This window comes from Mesobacillus sp. MER 48 (assembly GCF_023714225.1).
GTDB classification, from domain to species: domain Bacteria; phylum Bacillota; class Bacilli; order Bacillales; family Cytobacillaceae; genus Mesobacillus; species Mesobacillus oceanisediminis_A.
In genome coordinates this window covers 1-17,757 of record NZ_JAMAUR010000009.1, presented here as the reverse complement: position 1 = coordinate 17,757, position 17,757 = coordinate 1, and the positions used below count along the sequence as shown (strand labels likewise).

15 protein-coding genes and 1 other annotated feature are annotated in these 17,757 nt (G+C 43.5%); of the genes, 7 read left to right on the top strand and 8 right to left on the bottom strand.

Annotation, left to right across the window (positions count from 1 at the left end; all coding sequences use genetic code 11):
* Positions 1-159 precede the first annotated feature (159 nt).
* Positions 160-1,125, top strand: coding sequence for a metal ABC transporter solute-binding protein, Zn/Mn family (locus M3593_RS20840; protein WP_251544773.1), 966 nt, complete (start codon positions 160-162; stop codon positions 1,123-1,125).
* A 248-nt stretch (positions 1,126-1,373) separates the two neighbouring features.
* A complete protein-coding gene (locus tag M3593_RS20835) occupies positions 1,374-1,529 on the top strand; it encodes a DUF1540 domain-containing protein (protein WP_079510168.1) in 156 nt (51 codons plus the stop codon).
* A 193-nt stretch (positions 1,530-1,722) separates the two neighbouring features.
* Here M3593_RS20835 and metG read toward each other — a convergent pair whose 3' ends face one another.
* A complete protein-coding gene (metG, locus tag M3593_RS20830) occupies positions 1,723-3,360 on the bottom strand; it encodes a methionine--tRNA ligase (RefSeq protein ID WP_251544774.1) in 1,638 nt (545 codons plus the stop codon).
* A 51-nt stretch (positions 3,361-3,411) separates the two neighbouring features.
* Positions 3,412-3,686: a binding site (T-box leader), on the bottom strand.
* A gap of 151 nt (positions 3,687-3,837) precedes the next feature.
* Between metG and M3593_RS20825 the strand changes: the two genes are divergently transcribed.
* Both M3593_RS20825 and M3593_RS20820 read left to right on the top strand, forming a co-directional pair.
* Positions 3,838-4,365 (top strand): RNA polymerase sigma factor, encoded by a 528-nt coding sequence (locus tag M3593_RS20825; RefSeq protein WP_251544775.1) that lies wholly within the window; start codon positions 3,838-3,840, stop codon positions 4,363-4,365.
* A complete protein-coding gene (locus tag M3593_RS20820) occupies positions 4,349-5,104 on the top strand; it encodes a hypothetical protein (protein ID WP_251544776.1) in 756 nt (251 codons plus the stop codon). The genes M3593_RS20825 and M3593_RS20820 overlap by 17 nt, the downstream gene beginning before the upstream one ends.
* A 79-nt stretch (positions 5,105-5,183) precedes the next feature.
* On the opposite strand, the gene hmpA is transcribed toward M3593_RS20820, so the two are convergent.
* The 7 genes from hmpA to M3593_RS20785 form a co-directional block, all read right to left on the bottom strand.
* Complete coding sequence (gene hmpA, locus M3593_RS20815; RefSeq protein WP_251544777.1) at positions 5,184-6,398, bottom strand: NO-inducible flavohemoprotein; 1,215 nt, start codon at positions 6,396-6,398, stop codon at positions 5,184-5,186.
* A gap of 417 nt (positions 6,399-6,815) precedes the next feature.
* Positions 6,816-7,922 (bottom strand): o-succinylbenzoate synthase, encoded by a 1,107-nt coding sequence (gene menC / locus M3593_RS20810; RefSeq protein WP_251544778.1) that lies wholly within the window; start codon positions 7,920-7,922, stop codon positions 6,816-6,818.
* Positions 7,912-9,402 carry an o-succinylbenzoate--CoA ligase gene (locus tag M3593_RS20805; protein WP_251544779.1) on the bottom strand — a complete coding sequence of 497 codons (1,491 nt, stop codon included), beginning with the start codon at positions 9,400-9,402 and terminating at the stop codon, positions 7,912-7,914. The genes menC and M3593_RS20805 overlap by 11 nt, the downstream gene beginning before the upstream one ends.
* A gap of 71 nt (positions 9,403-9,473) precedes the next feature.
* Positions 9,474-10,292 carry a 1,4-dihydroxy-2-naphthoyl-CoA synthase gene (menB, locus tag M3593_RS20800; RefSeq protein ID WP_144477006.1) on the bottom strand — a complete coding sequence of 273 codons (819 nt, stop codon included), beginning with the start codon at positions 10,290-10,292 and terminating at the stop codon, positions 9,474-9,476.
* A 15-nt stretch (positions 10,293-10,307) separates the two neighbouring features.
* Positions 10,308-11,117: a 2-succinyl-6-hydroxy-2,4-cyclohexadiene-1-carboxylate synthase gene (gene menH / locus M3593_RS20795; RefSeq protein ID WP_251544780.1), complete on the bottom strand. Its 810-nt coding sequence runs from the start codon at positions 11,115-11,117 to the stop codon at positions 10,308-10,310.
* A complete protein-coding gene (gene menD / locus M3593_RS20790) occupies positions 11,114-12,865 on the bottom strand; it encodes a 2-succinyl-5-enolpyruvyl-6-hydroxy-3-cyclohexene-1-carboxylic-acid synthase (RefSeq protein WP_251544781.1) in 1,752 nt (583 codons plus the stop codon). Before menD ends, menH begins: the two co-directional genes overlap by 4 nt.
* On the bottom strand, positions 12,862-14,268 hold the full coding sequence (locus M3593_RS20785; RefSeq protein ID WP_251544782.1) for an isochorismate synthase: 1,407 nt from the start codon (positions 14,266-14,268) through the stop codon (positions 12,862-12,864). Before M3593_RS20785 ends, menD begins: the two co-directional genes overlap by 4 nt.
* Before the next feature lie 329 nt (positions 14,269-14,597).
* Here M3593_RS20785 and M3593_RS20780 point away from each other — a divergent pair, with 329 nt between their 5' ends.
* From M3593_RS20780 to M3593_RS20770, 3 genes are all read left to right on the top strand, one after another.
* The gene (locus M3593_RS20780) at positions 14,598-15,530 is read left to right on the top strand and encodes a 1,4-dihydroxy-2-naphthoate polyprenyltransferase (protein WP_144476992.1); all 933 of its coding nucleotides are present in this window, start codon (positions 14,598-14,600) and stop codon (positions 15,528-15,530) included.
* Positions 15,531-15,820: 290 nt separating this feature from the next.
* Complete coding sequence (locus M3593_RS20775) at positions 15,821-16,588, top strand: TraR/DksA C4-type zinc finger protein (RefSeq protein WP_251544783.1); 768 nt, start codon at positions 15,821-15,823, stop codon at positions 16,586-16,588.
* A 150-nt stretch (positions 16,589-16,738) separates the two neighbouring features.
* Positions 16,739-17,611, top strand: a complete 873-nt coding sequence (locus tag M3593_RS20770; RefSeq protein WP_251544784.1) for an EamA family transporter — start codon at positions 16,739-16,741, stop codon at positions 17,609-17,611.
* Positions 17,612-17,757 lie beyond the last annotated feature (146 nt).

Below are 17,757 nucleotides of genomic sequence, written 5' to 3'. Positions count from 1 at the left end.
GTTTTACTTGATTTTGAATCAATCCTTTTGTATGATACAGAAGGTAAATCGTAACGATTACGAATTAATATTTTTTACAGCTGACTAGAAAACTAAAATGAATTTTACCAGTATACTTTATAAATCGTAATGAATACGTTTTAAACCAGGGAGGCCAATATGAAAAAATACGCTTTAATACTATCTTTATTTTTTACAATTTCAGCTTTACTGAGCGGATGCGGGCAAGGGGAAACTGCTAATAAGGAAAAGGATGAAAACCTTTTGCAGGTTTACACAACCGTCTATCCGCTTCAGTATTTCACACAGCAAATCGGCGGTGAATTTGTTGATGTAAAAACAATCTATCCGCCGGGAGCAGATGAACATACATTTGAACCTTCTCAAAAAGATATGATGGCACTGGCTGACGCAGATTTATTTTTCTATATCGGCCTCGGTCTTGAAGGATTCGTTGATAAAGCCGGGAAAACTTTGAAGAATGAGGATGTTAAAATGGTCCCCGTCGGAGATTCGCTGCACATTGGTGAAGAAGGCTCTGGAGAGCAGGAAGATCACGGCGAAGATGAACATGCAGATGGTGACGGCCATGCACACGGAGACATTGACCCGCATGTTTGGCTCGATCCAATCTATGCAAACGAACTTGCTCTTACTATCAAAGACCAGTTAGTTGAACAAATGCCTGAACAGAAAGATGCTTTTGAGAAAAATTATTCTGACCTTGCTGCCCAATTAAAGGGTCTGGACAAGGAATTTACAGAGGTAATCGGGACTGCAAAGCGCAAGGAAATCATCGTAGCCCATGCTGCCTACAGCTATTGGGAAAAGCGATACGGCCTTGAGCAAATCAGTATTTCCGGCCTGTCGACGACTAATGAGCCAACCCAAAAAGAACTTCAAAAACTCATATCACATGCAAGGGATGAAAAAATAAAATATGTTTTGAACGAACAGAATTTCAACTCCAAACTGGCAAAAATGGTCCAGGAAGAAATTAACGGTAAGCCACTTTCACTCCACAACCTTTCTGTTTTGACAGATGAAGACATAAAAAACAAAGAAACATACTTCTCCTTGATGGAAAAGAATCTTTCCACTCTAGGAAAAGCACTGAATGAATAAATGTGTATGCCTCCCTATTTGGGAGGTTTTTTTTATAGGATTCCACCTACATATTTTCCTATAAAGTGACTCCTTCTGTTCCCGGATTCATCTATTTTTGGAGCCTGTTCATGCAGGATAAAAGATATTTGCGTCAAAAAAAGACCAGGGAACAAACCTGATCCTTTTTACCTAATATTAGCTTGAATGAGTTATACCCTCACGCTGCAAGCTAAAGGTGTATCAATCAAAAAAGGAGTGGTACACCGATGGCAAAAGATGTATTGTGCGAAGTCAATAACTGTCAATATTGGGAGCATGGCAACCTTTGCAATGCCGATAAAATCTATGTAGTCAGCCATTCCGGCGAGACAGCCGACAATAGCCGGGAAACCGACTGCAAGACGTTTGAAGCGTTAAGTTAATCAATCCAGGATCGGGTTGCTCCCGGTCCTATTCAAGCCTTTAGTAAGGACAATGAATCAAACTCATAATCCGGTTTATCTAATTTATATAATGCAAGCGTGGAATCCTTACCGCAAGCGGAATCCAACACTATTTTTATTTAGACACCTCCCTCTAACTTCACAACCCCCTGCTGCCGTTTTAAAAAAACAATCAAACCCTTTGTCCTCTGCCCAGACTTTCTAATTCTATATGAATCCTTTCTGGATCGATCCGTTCAAATAGTGGCTCTACAGCAGTTACACTACGAGCTGTGATTGTCTGCGGTTTCCAGTTTTCTTCTGTAAGAGACAGCATGTGTTTTACCTTTTCACTAGAAAATGGCAGGAAAGGTGTCAGGATATTGGCCAGATTCCCTAGGATGTAGACACAGTCTGCCAGAGTCTGTTTGCATTCTTCTACATTTTCATGGACCTGTCTCCAGGGCTGCTGCTGGTCAAAGTATTTATTCGAATATCTGACCAAATCAAATACTGTTTCCAATGCCTGTTTAAACCTTGTCTCCTCAATACTTCGGCCTGTGTCTTCATATAGTCTGGCAACTCGATCCACTATTTCTTTGCTAATTCTTTTTTCCGGAATGACGCCATCAAATGATTTTTGGATGAACTTCAAGCTCCGGTTCACAAGGTTTCCATATGCACCAAGCAATTCACTATTATGACTATAGATAAATTCCTTCCATGAGAAATCCGCATCCCGATTTTCGGGGGCGTTGATCGTCAGAAAATATCGGATAGAATCAGGATCATACCTCTCTAAAATATCAGGGACCCAGACAGCCCAATTTCTGCTTGTCGACAATTTTCTTTTTTCCAATGTGAGATATTCATTCGAAACAATGTGAGTTGGCAAAGGATCTTTTCCTAACCCGGCTAGGATAGCAGGCCAAATGATGGAATGGAAAGGGATATTGTCTTTTCCGTGTACATAATAGGATTCAGTCCCAGAACTCCAAAAATTCTGGTCATCCCCATTTGTTTCTTTTTCCCATAATTTACTGGCGGTATAGTAACCAGAAACAGCCTCGATCCACACATAGATTTTCTTTTGCTCATAACCCTTTACCGGCACACTTACCCCATGGTCTAAATCACGAGATACCGCCCGATCCTGAAGACCCTCTTTCAGATACCTCCTGGTCAGAGAGACGGCATTATCACGCCAGTCCCCATTGCTTTCTGCTTCACCAACATAGTGTTCCAGAGTCTTTTGAAAGGCGCTTAAGGCAAAATAAAAGTGTTCCGTTTTTCTCACCGTTGGAGGCTGACCGCAGATTTTGCATCGTCTATCCAGCAAATCCAGCGGTTCCAATACACTTGAACAGGCGTCGCATTGATCACCCCTTGCAGTCGCTCCGCAGATTGGGCATAGACCCTCTACATATCGGTCAGGCAAAAACTGTTTATCATGCTCGCAATATAATTGATCAATTTCTTTCTTGTAAATGAATCCTTTCTCCAACAGCTCCAAAAAGATGGCTTGAACCATTTGATGATGATGTTCTGTATCAGTCCTCGTATACAGGTCATAAGAGAACCCCAGATGAGAAAAACAATCAACGAATTCGTTATGATAGTAATCCGTTATCTCTTTTGCCGTAACTCCCTCCTGCTTAGCTCTGATCGTAATAGGTGTACCATTGCAGTCGCTGCCAGAAACATATAGAACTTTTTCTCCTTTTAACCGGTAATACCTTGCTAAAATATCCCCCGGCAACAGACTGGAAATATGCCCGAGATGCAAGGATCCATTAGCATAAGCCCATGCTCCTCCAATAAAAATGCTCATTTAATATGACCTCCTTAGAAAAATAAAAAAACCCCGCCCTTAACCGTAAAAGTTAAGGACGAGGTTTGGATTCCCCGTGATACCACCTTATTTCGCAAATAGCTTACACTATTTGCCTCACCAAGTACGGAGCATGGAATGCCTGCTCTTATACTGTGACATTGATAACGAGTGCCAACTCTCGCCGTTACCTACTAATGCCAGCAGCATGTTCAGGACGGGGCTCAGAGACCATTTTTCAAGTGTCTGTTTTTGCTTCTTTTCAGCTTCCGAAGCTCTCTGGTAAAAAACAGGGGCACCCTACTTTTTCTCTTCATTGCTTTTTAAAATTTATTAATCTGATTTTATTCAGAAATTTCCAGGAAGTCAATAAAATTGCCATTTTATTCCGATGTAAAAAAAGATTTTAAATATACCAAAACCTTTTATAATCACACACGTCTAAGTATTGAGTTCATTAACAGGGAGAGAATTGATATGGCTGACTACAGGGATGAAGATATAAATGAATGGTACGTTCTTTATCATCAAACAATTTTCAAGTTTATTTTCATGCTCACCAAAGACTATCAGCAGGCTGAGGATTTAACCCAGGAAACTTTTTTTAAGGCATATAAGTATTATCATAATTTCAATCGTGATTCTAGTGAAAAGACGTGGTTATTCAGTATTGCTCATAACACAACTGTTGATTACTTAAGAAAGCAAAAACCAATTCGTTTTTTCAAAGAGTTGTTTCAACCTCAAGTTGACATAAAACTATTGCCAGAGAATGTAGTACAGCTTAAAGAAAGTTCTAAGGAGATATACGAAGCATTAAGTGCACTTAAACAATCGCATCGAGAAGTAATCATTCTTAGAAAAATAAAGGGTTTTTCAATTACTGAAACAGCGGAAATATTGAATTGTTCGGAAAGTAAAGTAAAATCTACCTTGCATCGCGGGATGTTAGCTTTGGAAAAAAGATTGATAAAGGAGTCGTGGTTAAATGAACATACAAAGTGAATTGAACACTTTTAATCGTGCTCTTCAGAAAGTAGAATATGATTTAGAATGGAGTCAGGATCAAGCCAATTTAGTCAGGAGAAAACTGGAGAAACAAATTTATAAAGAAAAGGTTAAATCTCGAATTTTTAAAATTTCTGGTTACGTATCAACCATAAGTATCACTTTTTCTCTTCTTTTTTTGCTCATTATTCAATTGGGGAATGAAGATTCATTTGTCTCAGGAATGCTATCAAATAAAGAAAAGCTGTATACAATGGAAGTGATCGACGGGAAAGAGAGACCGGTTTTAACCGAAAAAGGGATGGAATATGTCGTATATCCAATGGATGCCTACAAGGAGATCAATACAATCTCAGGAGAACCACTTCTTGGAGTATCTGTTGGAAAAATAGGGAGTAAAGAACAAATATATACACAGGCCTTATACCCGACTTCAGAAGGAAGGTTTATTTCAGTACATTATTCAAAGAATGAAACTGGGTCAGTTGAAGAAATGAGTAGGCATTTCTTTCCCGAACATCCCCTATACGGAACAAAAGTCACTAAAATAAACGTTTCAGGTCAACGGGCATTTCTACATGAACCGACAACAGAGTATGGCTCAACTGCGTTATATATCGTAACCAAAAATTATGTATACTATATGACTAATGATGGGTTGTTGGATAAAAAGCAGGGTGATTCAGAGGAGTTAATACGACTTGCCAATTTATTTAACTTTGAAGCTGAGAGATAAAGCTTATAAAAAAACAACGCTTGGTACGTTAACATCTCCAAGCGTTGTTTTTTTATTTTGAATATTTTTATATAGCCAGTTAAGCCTCTAAGCTTGCCATTGGCCCGAAGAATTCGAAGTGAATTCTGTCTTCTGTAACGCCAAGATCTTTTAATGCAGAGTTGACTGCTTTCATGAATGGTACTGGGCCGCAGAAATAGAAGTCTGATTGTTCAAGGTTCACATTTTCTTTTAGCCATTCTTTTGTAATATACCCTTCAACATCAAAGCTGTTGTTCTGGCGGTCTTCTTCTGTTGGCTGGTCGTAGAATACTACTGAATTGACCTTTGCTTTGGCTGCGGTTGCTGCGACTTCCTCTTTAAGGGCATGCACTTTTCCATTCTGGGCTGCATGGATGAAAGTCACTTCTTTTTCCGGCTGCAGTTCTGCTACGGTGTTCAGCATGCTGACCATCGGAGTCAGGCCAACACCGCCGCTTAGCAGTACGACTGGAGTATCTTTTTCTGTATCAAGGAAGAAGTCGCCTGCTGGTGCACTAATTTGCAGAACTTCGCCTTCTTCTACGCTGTTGTGCAGGTAGTTCGATACTTTGCCATCCGGAGTTTCCATGCCAGCTTCTTTTTTCACGCTGATACGGTAATAATCTTTTCCAGGAGCATCTGATAGGCTGTACTGGCGGATATGTGTGAACTCTTCGCCTTCGATTTCTAGCTTGATGCTGATATACTGCCCTGGCTTAAATGCAGCGATTGCCTTCCCATCGACCGGCTTCAAGTAGAAAGAAGTGATGACATCACTTTCCTCGACTCTTTTCGCAACAATAAATGGACGGAAGTCCTTCCAGCCGCCTCTTTGGTTCGCAGCTTCATCATACATTTCCGCCTCCACAGAGATGAATGCGTCCGCGATTACGCCATATGCTACGGCCCACGCATTGATGATTTCATCTGTAGCCGCATCTCCAAGAACTTCCTTGATCGCAATCAGCAAGTGCTTTCCGACGATTGGATAATGCTCAGGCAGGATGCCAAGGCTGCGGTGCTTATGCGCAATCTGGTTTACAACCGGAAGGATCGCTTCAAGATTATCGATGTATTTTGCAGCAGCATAGACTGTTCCAGCCAGCGCTCTTTGCTGTCTGCCCTGCTTCTGGTTTGCATGGTTAAAAATGTTCAATAATTCTGGATGGTTTTCGAACATAGTTTTATAGAATACTGTCGTGATTTGTTCTCCGTGCACTTCAAGTACTGGTACTGTTGATTTGATGATCTCAATCGTTTTCTGATCTAGCATTTCAAACACTCCCCTATGTCAATATCTTCTCGTTGAGGTGTTTTACCTCATTCCCATAGTGATTATAATAAATTATTTCAGCAGACTAAGTGATTCAAATCACACTATCGTAAAATAGTTCTTTTGAATCAGCTTTTTCATTGGGATTTGCTTCATTCCTAACGTAATTCATGAGAAAAATGAATCAATCACCAAATATGGCTGAATAAGACCATTAAACTGTACGAAAAAAGGACTTACGATAATTTTTTATAGCGAGATTTTAATTTATATAGCGAAAATTTCATTTATATAGCGAGTTTTTCGTTTTTATAGCGACTTTTCCTTTTTATAGCGAATTGGAAAAAAACACTTACTTTTTCCAATTTGACCTGACAAAAAAATAAAGCACTGCCAAAGCAGTGCTCTCCATATTTTCTAGAACTCAAACCGTTCTTCAAAAACAGTAACTTCCTTCATTCGTTTCCTGTTCAGTTCAAAACCGATGCCAGGGTTCTCAGGCACCTTGATCATCCCGTTTTCCACTTTGATTTCCGGCTCTATGATATCTTCTTCCCAATAGCGGTCCGAACCGGAAATATCCCCTGGTATTGTGAATCCCGGCAGTGAAGCGAGCGCAATATTATGTGCTCTTGAAATGCCGAATTCTATCATGCCGCCGGCCCAGACAGGAATGTCTTTTGAGCGGCAGTAGTCATGAATTCTTTTTGCTTCGCCAATGCCGCCGACACGGCCGATTTTTATATTAATGACCCCGCAGCTGCCGAGTTCGACTGCTTTCCTGGCGTCATCGAAAGTGACGATGCTTTCATCCAGGCAGATGGGTGTCTTGATCTGGTTCTGAAGTTTGGCATGATCAACAATGTCATCAAAACCCAGAGGCTGTTCGATCATCAGCAGGCCGAATTCATCTAACAATTTTAACCGGTCCGCATCCTTTAGCGAATATGCCGAGTTTGCATCTGCCATCAATGGCAAATCAGGAAACCGCTGACGAATGCCGGAAATCAGCTCGTAATCAGTTTCGGGGCTGATTTTAACTTTCAAACGCTTGAAGCCTTTCTCCAGATAGCTTTCGGTTTGTTTCAGGACTTCAGACAAGTTTGGGTTGCCTACAACCACACCTGCAGGTATCTCTGACATCGATCCGCCAATAAGCTTCGATAGCGGAATGTTTTCTTTCTTTGCCTGCAGATCCCAGAGTGCTGTTTCAAGGGCGGCCTTTGCCATATGATTCCTGCGCACGGAACTGAACAACCCGAAAGCTTCTTCAGGATGGCTGATCCCCTTTTTTTTCAAAAGAGGGATCAAAAAATCTTTAAGCACATGATATGAGGTTTGCACCGTTTCCTCCGTATACCAGGGTGATGAAAATGCTACCCCTTCGCCATATCCAGTGATGCCATTACGATCTTCCACTTCTACTATGATCGCTTCCCTGTCGGTCACGGAACCTAAATGAGTCATGAAAGGCTGCTTCAATGGCATTTTAATGACCGATAAATGTACCGACTTAATCGCCATTTTCATCACGCTCCACATCCAGCCACTCGCGCAGTTTGCGCCTTAATAATTTCTTTGCGGCATTACGCGGCAGGCTGTCAACAAAGTAGAACTTTTTAGGAAGCTTGTATTTTGCAAGTTTTTGTTCACATAGCTTGAGCAACTCTTCTTCTGACACGCCCAAATCATTTTTCACAATAAAAGCGACAGGCACCTGTCCCCATTGCTCATCAGGCATTCCAATCACTCCGGCATCAGCCACGCCTGGATGCGAAAGCAGGACGCCTTCAATTTCAGCAGGATAGACATTTTCCCCGCCGGAAATAATTAAATCGGAACGGCGGTCAAGAACATATAGGAATCCATCTCCGTCCACATAGCCAATATCACCGGTATGAAGCCATCTCTCACGGATTTTATCTGCCGTTTCATCAGGGCGGTTCAAGTACCCGACTGTCACGTTCGGCCCTTTTACAACAATTTCACCCTCTGCACCAGGCGGAACATCCAGGCCATCTGCATCCACAATCCGTATCTGGTTGGAAAATAGCGCTATACCGGCAGAACCAAGGCGCTCAATGCTGTATTCCGGTGATAATGTCGCAAACTGTGAAGAAGTTTCTGTCATCCCATAGGTTTGGAATACCGGGATATCTTTTTCCAGACAGGATTGAAGTAATGGTAAAGGAGCAGGCCCGCCCCCCAACAGCATGCATCGGAATGATCCCGGCAGTCTGTCAGAGCCCAATTCGTCAATGATCCGCCTTAGCATCGTGCTGACGACCGACATAATGGTGATCTGATATCGACTGATATCTTCGATTGCCTTTTTCTCCTCGAAAGAAGAATGTAAGACAATCGGCATTCCATATATTTGTCCCCTCATTAAAATAGAGTAGCCGCTAATATGGAAAATAGGCACAGTGCAAAGCCATTTATCCTGAACATGCAAACCAAGATTGAGCGCTGAAGCATTCGCGCTCCACCAGTGGTTTCCATATGTTTGCATGACCCCTTTCGGATTGCCGGTCGTGCCTGATGTATACATGATCGAAGTGACTTCATCCATATCGTATTCTTCAAGAATAAGTGGATTTATTCCCTCGAGTTCTTTTAAATCATTGATGCTGACCTTCTTTGTATCAGAATGAATTCCTGACACTTTATCAATGAAGCGAGTTTCATATAGAAGTACGACCGCTTGACTGTCATCCAGCTGCCATGACAGTTCTTCTGATGTCAGGCGATTGTTCAAAATAACCGCTCTGACTCCCGCCATTTGCAAAGCGTATAAAATAAAGGCAGATTCAGCCTGATTGGAAAACAGCACGGCAGCCGCCGCACCTTTTTGAATCCCCAGTGCGCCAAGTTTTCCCGCATACGTTTTTGCTTTTTCAAAAACTTGCTTAAACGTATAGGTATGTTCTTCAAATATCAGCGCTTCCCGGTCTGGAGAGAGATCGGCCCGCTTTTTCAGCCAATTCGGTATCGTTTCTGACATTGATGTCACCCTTTCTCTACATACTAAAACAGCTTGATGGAGGTCCATCAAGCTGTGTCATAATTATAAAATCAAGGGAATCTTGGAAACTGGCCGAAGTCTGGCTTGCGCTTTTCCTTGAATGCGTCGCGGCCTTCTTTTGCTTCATCTGTTGTGTAGTAAAGCAATGTTGCATCTCCTGCCATCTGCTGTAGTCCAGCAAGCCCATCAGTATCAGCGTTCATTGCCGCTTTCAGGAAGCGAAGAGCAGTCGGGCTCTTCTCAAGCATTTCTTCACACCACTTGAGAGTTTCCTCTTCAACTTGGTCAAGAGGTACAACTGTGTTGACAAGACCCATGTCCAGCGCTTCCTGGGCATTGTACTGACGGCACAGGTACCAGATTTCACGTGCCTTTTTGTGGCCGACGATTCTTGCAAGGTAGCCTGAACCGTAACCGGCATCAAAGCTTCCTACTTTAGGACCTGTCTGACCGAATATAGCGTTATCAGCCGCAATTGTCAGGTCACATACGACATGAAGCACATGGCCGCCGCCGATTGCATAACCCTTTACCTGAGCGATAACTGGCTTAGGAATTACACGGATCAAGCGCTGAAGGTCAAGGACGTTCAAACGTGGAATCTCGTCTTCACCAACATATCCGCCGTGTCCGCGGACTTTTTGGTCACCGCCGGAGCAGAATGCATCGTCTCCAGCTCCAGTAAGGACGATAACACCAACGCTTGAATCATCTCGAGCATAAGAAAATGCATCGATCATTTCCATAACCGTTTTCGGACGGAAAGCGTTGCGCACTTCCGGGCGGTTAATGGTGATTCTCGCAATGCCATTATATGTTTCATACAGAATATCTTCGTAATTGCGTTCTGAAACCCATTCAACTGTCATTAAGATAACCTCCTATTATGTATTCGACAAAAACTCACTTACTATTGTACCAAATTTTTCTCGTTCTTCCACATGAATTGCATGCCCGCATCCATTTATCGTCAATTTTGTCGGATTTGGCAGCTTCAAGGCCATGTCGTCGGCTATTTTGCAAAACTTTTTATCAAGCTCTCCTGTAATCAACAGGGTCTCGAAATCAAAGTTCACAAGCTCATCCCACCATGAAGGCTGAGCGCCGGTTCCCATTCCCCGCAGGCTGTTTGCCAGGCCAACGGGGTCGTTCTTCAGCCTTTGACTTCTTATTTGTTCCCTTACTTCTGCGGGGAGATTCAACTGCGAATGAAAAAGCGGGATCGTTTCCCAAAAATCAATAAATTTCTCCACGCCTTCTCTTTCAATCCTGGCAGCCAGTTTATGGTCCTGCTGAATTCGTGCTTCGCGCTCTTCAGATGTTTTTAGTCCTGGCGTCGTGCTCTCAAGAATGAGCTTCCTTACTCTTTCAGGATACAGACTTGCAAAGGTAATGGCTGTCCGTCCGCCCATTGAGTATCCAAGCAAATCCGCTTTTTCAATACCGAGCTGGTCTAAAAGAACCTTGATGTCGTTGGCTGCTCCCTTTATATCATATCGCTCCATATCGCCTGGCGATTCAGTCTCACCGTGCCCAATGAGGTCTACCATAACAAGGTCTGAGTGCTGTCCCCATATAGGACAAAACGGCTCCCATGTAGAAGCCGCTCCGGTAAAACCATGGAGCAATACGAGTGGAAAGCCGCTTCCGTATTGCTCGACATGATATTGGATTCCATTAATCATGGTGTTCATGATTCGTCACCTTTTAACATTGCAGTTATTTCCCGGGAAACAGATTTCCACAAATTTCGATGTTCCATCATGTTAGAATCCCTTGCCGTCCGGATTTCCATGACCTTCAAGCCTTCGGCGCGCTGGTTTTCTGTAAAGGTCTCAGAAAAATGCGCCCAGTCTTTAATCAGGTCATATTTCCCCTTGTACATCGCGACAACATGGCTGAAGTCAAGATCGAGCGGAGTGCCGAAAAGCATCTCGAAATGCTTCGGCTCGTTTGCCTGGGGGAGGAAGGAGAATATTCCTCCGCCATTATTATTGATCAGCAAAATATTAATATCGATATTATACAATTTTGATGCCAATAGCCCATTCAGGTCATGATATAAAGTTAAATCCCCCAGCACCAGGTAACATGGCTGCGATACACTCGCTACCCCAAGTGCTGTAGAGACAATCCCGTCTATGCCATTCGCTCCCCTGTTGGCCATAACCTTGATATTCTTATCATTAAGCAGGAAAAATGAATCGAGGTCGCGGATCGGCATACTGTTGCCAACGAATAGAGTCGCTCCTTCAGGAAGAATTTCAGCAAGCAGATGAAACAGCTTGCCTTCACTCATTTCTTCTACCTTTGAAATGCCCATCAGCTGCTGTTTGGCTGTATCGTTCAACGCAAGCCACTTATCCAAGTAGGGAGACTCATCAACATGATCAACTGCACTGCTTATCTTCTCGCAAAAAAGTGCTTCATCACAATAAAACATATCACTTGCCGACATCGTCGGCTCGCGCCAGCCGGCACCGCTATCGATCACAAACTGGCGGGCGTTGCGATTCTCTTTTATAAAGATAGTCAGCGCTTTTGAAACAGGCATCGCACCAAAACGGATGATCACATCGGGCTTTAAAGCTTCCTTCGCGTCTTCGTTACGCAAAAACGCATCATATGTATCGACAATATGACGTCCGTCGTGTTCACCGCTTCGCAGCTGTGACAGCGGATCAGCGATAATCGGGAACTTCAGGCTGTCAGCGAGCGCAATCACGCGTTCAGCAAAATCACTGCTGTCGATCTGCCCGCAGACGATGATTCCGTTTTTAAATGACGCAAGGTCTTCAGCAATTCTCTCGAACATTTCATCTGATAAGCTTATACGTCCGGTCTGGATTTCGACATATCCACCAACACGCTCAGGCAGTTCGAACAAATTTTCATCCAGCTTCGGAATCAATGGCTCCCTGAACGGGAAGTTCAAATGAACAGGTCCCTGCGGATAGCTTGATGCTGTTGCAGCAGCTCTGCCGCAAACAGTACGTGCATAGCGGATCATATCCTCTGTTTTTTGCGGCGGCGCCATCTCAACAAACCATTTGACGTTTTTTCCATACAAATGGATTTGGTCTATCGCCTGTGGTGCACCGACATCTCGGAGTTCATGCGGACGATCCGCTGTGAGGACGATCAGCGGAACCCTTGAAATGCTAGCTTCTATGACCGCAGGATAATAATTCGCCGCTGCCGTCCCAGATGTACAAAGCAGTGCGACGGGTTTTCGGGTTGCTTTGGCAATCCCGAGGGCGAAAAATGAAGCAGAACGCTCATCGACAAGAATATGGGTCCTCAGTTCAGGGTGTTCTACCATCACCAGTGCCATTGGCGTTGATCTCGAACCAGGGCTGATGACAACATCCCTCACCCCTGTTTTGGATAACTCTGCAACAAATGCAGCGATATACGCTGTTAAACCTTCCTGGTGACTCATGTTATCTTTCCTCCAAGTGCTGTAAGCATCGGTCGGAACTTGATGCTAGTCTCTTTATATTCGCTTTCGGCATTTGAATCTGCCACGACTCCACATCCCGCAAATAAGGAAGCCTCTTTTCCCTGAATCAGTCCTGAACGGATTGCTACGGCAAATTCACCGTTCCCCTGATAATCCATCCAGCCAACAGGTGCAGCATAAAGCCCTCTGTCCAGCTGTTCGATTTCCCTGATTTTCTCGATGGCTGCCTGTTTCGGCAATCCTCCAAGTGCTGGAGTCGGATGGAGTCTGTCCACCAGGTGAAGAATCGATGTTCCTTCCCGGTTTTTACCGATGACCGGGGTATACAGATGCTGGATGTATTTCATCTTCATTAAAGCAGGCTGCTCTGGAAGGATTACCTCATCACAGGTTTCCTCCATCGCTTCTTTGATCATATCGACCACATATTGGTGTTCAATCAAGTTCTTCTGGTCAGTTAAAAGTTCACAGCCAAGCTTTTCATCTTCTTCAGGAGTGTTCCCTCTAGCGATCGAACCTGCGAGACATGCTGAAAACAGGCTGTCGCCATCCTTCTTGACCAGCCTTTCGGGTGATGCACCAATAAAACAATCCCCATTGGATTCAAAAGCGAATGTAAAGCTTGCTTTTTGGTGATCCAGCAGATTCGCCAGAACTCTTTCTGCCTGGACCTCATCTTCGAAATGAAGGCGCAGCTCCCTTGCGAGGACAACTTTTTTCAGTTCGCTATTCTCAAAACTGTTTACGACATCTGTTACAGTCTGCTTCCATGCTTCCGGTTCGATTTCAACAATTTCCTTGAGATGAAGCTGACCAAGTGCTGGTTTCACAACTGCCCTCGAGAGCACTTCTTCCCGCTCCCTGGACAATTTTTCAAATAAGGTTAGATCATCATGCTGGGTGCAAATTACGTTGGTAGTGAAATACGCCTCACCCTTGATTATAGTCAGCATGTATTTCGGAATATGGAACAGTGCTTCTGAAAACTTGGACCATAAAGCAGTTCCTTTTTTCAGCGGATCGAACGAAAATCCGCCGAACAAGGCTGGACCTATTCCATTGAGATTGTATTTATTAAATACCAGCGCGGAATCCATGAAGCGCTTCCACTCTTTTTCAACATGAAAAAAGCGGTCAGCTGCCTGATCCGACTGTATTTGCCCGCAAATTCCCAACCCCGCAAGGATTTGTTCTCCCTCAGGATCCTTCCAGAAAAAACGTTCTCCTAAGTACTTTTCCCGGCCGTAAGCAAAAAAATGAAAAGGATCGATACGATCTATTTTATGGACTTCGCTTACCAAAATCGACTGAGATAGTCCTTTGGCCCGCTCAATCCCATCAAGGATTCCCTGTCTAAGTTCCGTTTCCTGAATGGCAACCAAAAATATCCCCCCAATAACAGCCTCTCATCTGTTATCAAACGTTTAAAAGCTTATTTTAAGATACACCTCATACATCACGATGTCAATCATGGCGGGCTTTCCAAAGCGATTATCATCCTTATTATATATTTCACGCCAAAGACTTGCATAATCTGGTAAAACCATCCTGCTTAGACGTGAAAATACTAATTGACAGTGGATATGTGAATATCTACACTTATAATTGTAAGGTAATTTAACCTAGATGTTAAAGGTCTTTTTGACAATTTTCGTTCTTTTAGATAAAATATTTAGGTTTGATAGATTGATATTAAGGGAGAGAATTAGATATGCAATCACAGCTACAGCCTAGTTCTTCACCAGCAGTTGATAAAGAAAGCTGGAAAGTCTGGTGGCAATTAACCCGTCCTCATACATTGACTGCCGCATTTGCCCCTGTCCTTCTCGGCACTGCCTTAGCCATAGAAAACAGCGGCGGCATCCATTGGGGCATGTTTATAGCCATGCTCGTTGCAAGCCTGTTAATCCAGGCAGCAACAAATATGTTCAATGAATATTATGATTTTAAACGCGGACTGGATAATGAGAATTCCGTTGGGATCGGCGGCGCGATTGTCCGTCACGGCATCAAGCCTAAAACGGTCTTGAACCTTGCTTTCAGTCTATATGGAATATCCGTTTTACTCGGTGTTTATATCTGTATGAGCACAAGCTGGTGGGTCGCAGCTGTCGGGGTTGTTTCCCTGGCTGCCGGTTACCTTTACACAGGCGGTCCGCTGCCAATTGCCTACACTCCTTTCGGTGAGCTTGTCGCTGGATTTTTCATGGGTGTACTGATCATTCTGATCTCGTTTTATATCCAGACTGGCACGGTCACACCTACAAGTGTACTCGTATCATTCCCAAGCTTTTTGCTGGTAGGTGCCATCCTGCTTGCTAATAATATCCGTGACCTTGACGGCGACAAAGATTTTGGGCGAAAAACACTCGCTATCCTGCTTGGAAGAAAAGGGGCAATCCGCCTGCTTGCTGGCATGTTCATCGTGTCATATACATGGGTAATCGGCCTGATCATTGCGGGTGTCGTTTCTCCTTGGCTGGCGATTGTCGCACTAAGCATTCCAAAAGCAGTCAAAGCAACAAAAGGTTTTATCGGAAAGTCCAATCCCATGCAAATGATGCCGGCAATGGCTGCAACAGCAAAGACGAACACGATCTTTGGCCTGCTTTTATCCGTCGGTATTTTCATCAGCTTAATTTAATGTTAGGCTGTTTTCGTAAAGATTGTTGTTAAAATCCTAAAGCCGATTTTAACGTGATAATATGCCATTTTGTCGTTCGGAATTAAGTGTGCAGGCTCTTTTCTCTTAAATTTTGTGAAGAAAAATAGGTCATTTAATCCCATTTTGTAGCCAAAAGCAACAAAGTTTGAGAAAAAAGCCTAATTAAACGAGAAGCTTCTGCCTTAGGCGGAAGCTTTTTCTATGTTTCCTGAAATGATGAGCGGGTATTTAGAACGTATGACACGATACAATATGAAGGATGTGTAATCATGCTGACAAAGGACCAGCTCAATAACTTGAAGGACACACTTATTAATGAAAAAGAAACACTTCAATCACAAATAGATCAAAATGAAGAGGAAGGTTACCTCGAAGGCAGCCAGCGGGAGGCAACCGGAGAACTTTCTTCATACGATAACCATCCCGCCGACAGTGGAACAGAACTATTCGAGCGGACCAAGACCCTTGCGATGGACGAGCATCATGAGGACCAGATGGGCAAAGTCGAAAACGCCCTGAAGGCGATCGAGGATGGCACATACGGAAAATGTGCCGAGTGCGGGAAAGAGATTCCATACGAGCGACTCGAAGCAATCCCATACACTTTATACTGCGTCGATCACTCCCAGGAACAGGGCGTATCAAATGACCGTCCAGCAGAGGAAGATGTATTGGAATACAACCACGATGCAGATTTCGACCGCAGACAGAACGAGGAGATGGCGGACAACAGGAACAGCTTCGATGATGTAGCTGAGTTCGGGACCTCCGAAACACCTTCCGATTTTACCGGGGATCACGAAGACTACAATAAGCTTTATATTGATAATGAAACCGAGCGCGGGTTCACTGAAGACTATGAATCCTTCAGCGCCACAGATATCGAAGGCGCTGACAGGCAAGTATTTCAGAGCGACAGCGAAGAGGAATACGAGGAAAGGCTTGACGAAACCGGCATGGAATCGGAGCTTGGCGATATCCCTTATAAAGAAGGAGATAGTTATGTAGAAGACGAAAAAAAGGATGACGATAAATAAGAAGAAGCCTCAGTTCATTAAGTGAACTGAGGTTTTTTTTCACCATTCTGAAACATAAGGCACAAATCAAGTCGTTCAGCTTAGGCACAAGAATATTCTCCGAGCAGAGTCTCAAACTAAGACTAAATAATATAGAAACGGAGATAGAAAATGAGTATTATTCTTGCTCTGCTTGCTGCACTTTTTGCTTCTTTTACAGCGATTCTCGCCAAGATTGGCATTGAGGATGTCGATTCCAACCTGGCCACTGCTGTCAGGACTGTGGTGGTCGTTATCATGGCTTATTTAATGGTGGTGATTACAGGGCAGACGGACAATATAATGACAGTATCTGCGAGATCACTGATTTTCCTTATTCTCTCAGGATTGACAACTGGCCTTTCCTGGCTGGCATTTTTCAAAGCAATCCAGATTGGTGATGTTTCCAAGGTTGTCCCGATTGATAAATCAAGCGTAGTGCTGACGATCCTGCTTTCTTTCATCATCCTCAGGGAACCTGCTACAATGCCTGTTGTGGCAGGGGGCATCATCATTTCGATAGGTACCTTCGTATTGATTGGAAAAAAGGAAAAGAAAAATACCGAGAGAAAAAAGGTATTCAACATGAAATCGTATCTTTTCCTCGCCATCATGTCTGCTGTTTTCGCAGCGTTGACCAATATTCTCGCAAAAATCGGGATTGAAGACGTCGATTCCAATGTGGCCACCTTCATCCGTACTGTCGTAATCATCATTTTCGCCTGGGGAATTGTATTTTTTCAGGGAACTGTGAAGGAATTGAAGAACATCTCCAAGAAGTCATACATCTTTCTTATTCTATCAGGTGCAGCTACAGGCTTCTCCTGGCTTTGTTACTTCGCTGCACTCGCAATCGGAAAGGTGAGTATCGTCAATCCAATTGATAAATTCAGTGTCGTCCTGACAATGATCCTGAGCTTCATCATTTTAAAAGAAAAACCGACCCGCTCCACCGTGGCAGGTGCTGTATTGATCACGATTGGCACTGGGCTGCTGATCTTGTAAAAAAATTTTGAGAAAACAAGAAAAGAGGGTGTCCCAAAAGTATAAACTTTTGGGCACCCTCTTTATTTTTGAGACTGCTTGGAAAATAGTCCGTTGATTTCCGTTCCAGGCGCTTCGCTTTCCGCGGGGCTGGCGCTGAGCCTCCT

Bases quoted from the DNA above. Each gene is read 5' to 3' on its own strand.
- M3593_RS20840 (WP_251544773.1), top strand. From the start codon at position 160: ATGAAAAAATACGCTTTAATACTATCTTTATTTTTTACAATTTCAGCT.
- hmpA (WP_251544777.1), bottom strand. From the start codon at position 6,398: ATGCTAGATCAGAAAACGATTGAGATCATCAAATCAACAGTACCAGTA.
- menH (WP_251544780.1), bottom strand. From the start codon at position 11,117: ATGAACACCATGATTAATGGAATCCAATATCATGTCGAGCAATACGGA.
- M3593_RS20805 (WP_251544779.1), bottom strand. From the start codon at position 9,402: ATGTCAGAAACGATACCGAATTGGCTGAAAAAGCGGGCCGATCTCTCT.
- M3593_RS20820 (WP_251544776.1), top strand. From the start codon at position 4,349: ATGAACATACAAAGTGAATTGAACACTTTTAATCGTGCTCTTCAGAAA.
- M3593_RS20835 (WP_079510168.1), top strand. From the start codon at position 1,374: ATGGCAAAAGATGTATTGTGCGAAGTCAATAACTGTCAATATTGGGAG.
- metG (WP_251544774.1), bottom strand. From the start codon at position 3,360: ATGAGCATTTTTATTGGAGGAGCATGGGCTTATGCTAATGGATCCTTG.
- M3593_RS20825 (WP_251544775.1), top strand. From the start codon at position 3,838: ATGGCTGACTACAGGGATGAAGATATAAATGAATGGTACGTTCTTTAT.
- M3593_RS20780 (WP_144476992.1), top strand. From the start codon at position 14,598: ATGCAATCACAGCTACAGCCTAGTTCTTCACCAGCAGTTGATAAAGAA.
- M3593_RS20770 (WP_251544784.1), top strand. From the start codon at position 16,739: ATGAGTATTATTCTTGCTCTGCTTGCTGCACTTTTTGCTTCTTTTACA.
- menD (WP_251544781.1), bottom strand. From the start codon at position 12,865: ATGAGTCACCAGGAAGGTTTAACAGCGTATATCGCTGCATTTGTTGCA.
- M3593_RS20775 (WP_251544783.1), top strand. From the start codon at position 15,821: ATGCTGACAAAGGACCAGCTCAATAACTTGAAGGACACACTTATTAAT.
- menC (WP_251544778.1), bottom strand. From the start codon at position 7,922: ATGGCGATTAAGTCGGTACATTTATCGGTCATTAAAATGCCATTGAAG.
- menB (WP_144477006.1), bottom strand. From the start codon at position 10,292: ATGACAGTTGAATGGGTTTCAGAACGCAATTACGAAGATATTCTGTAT.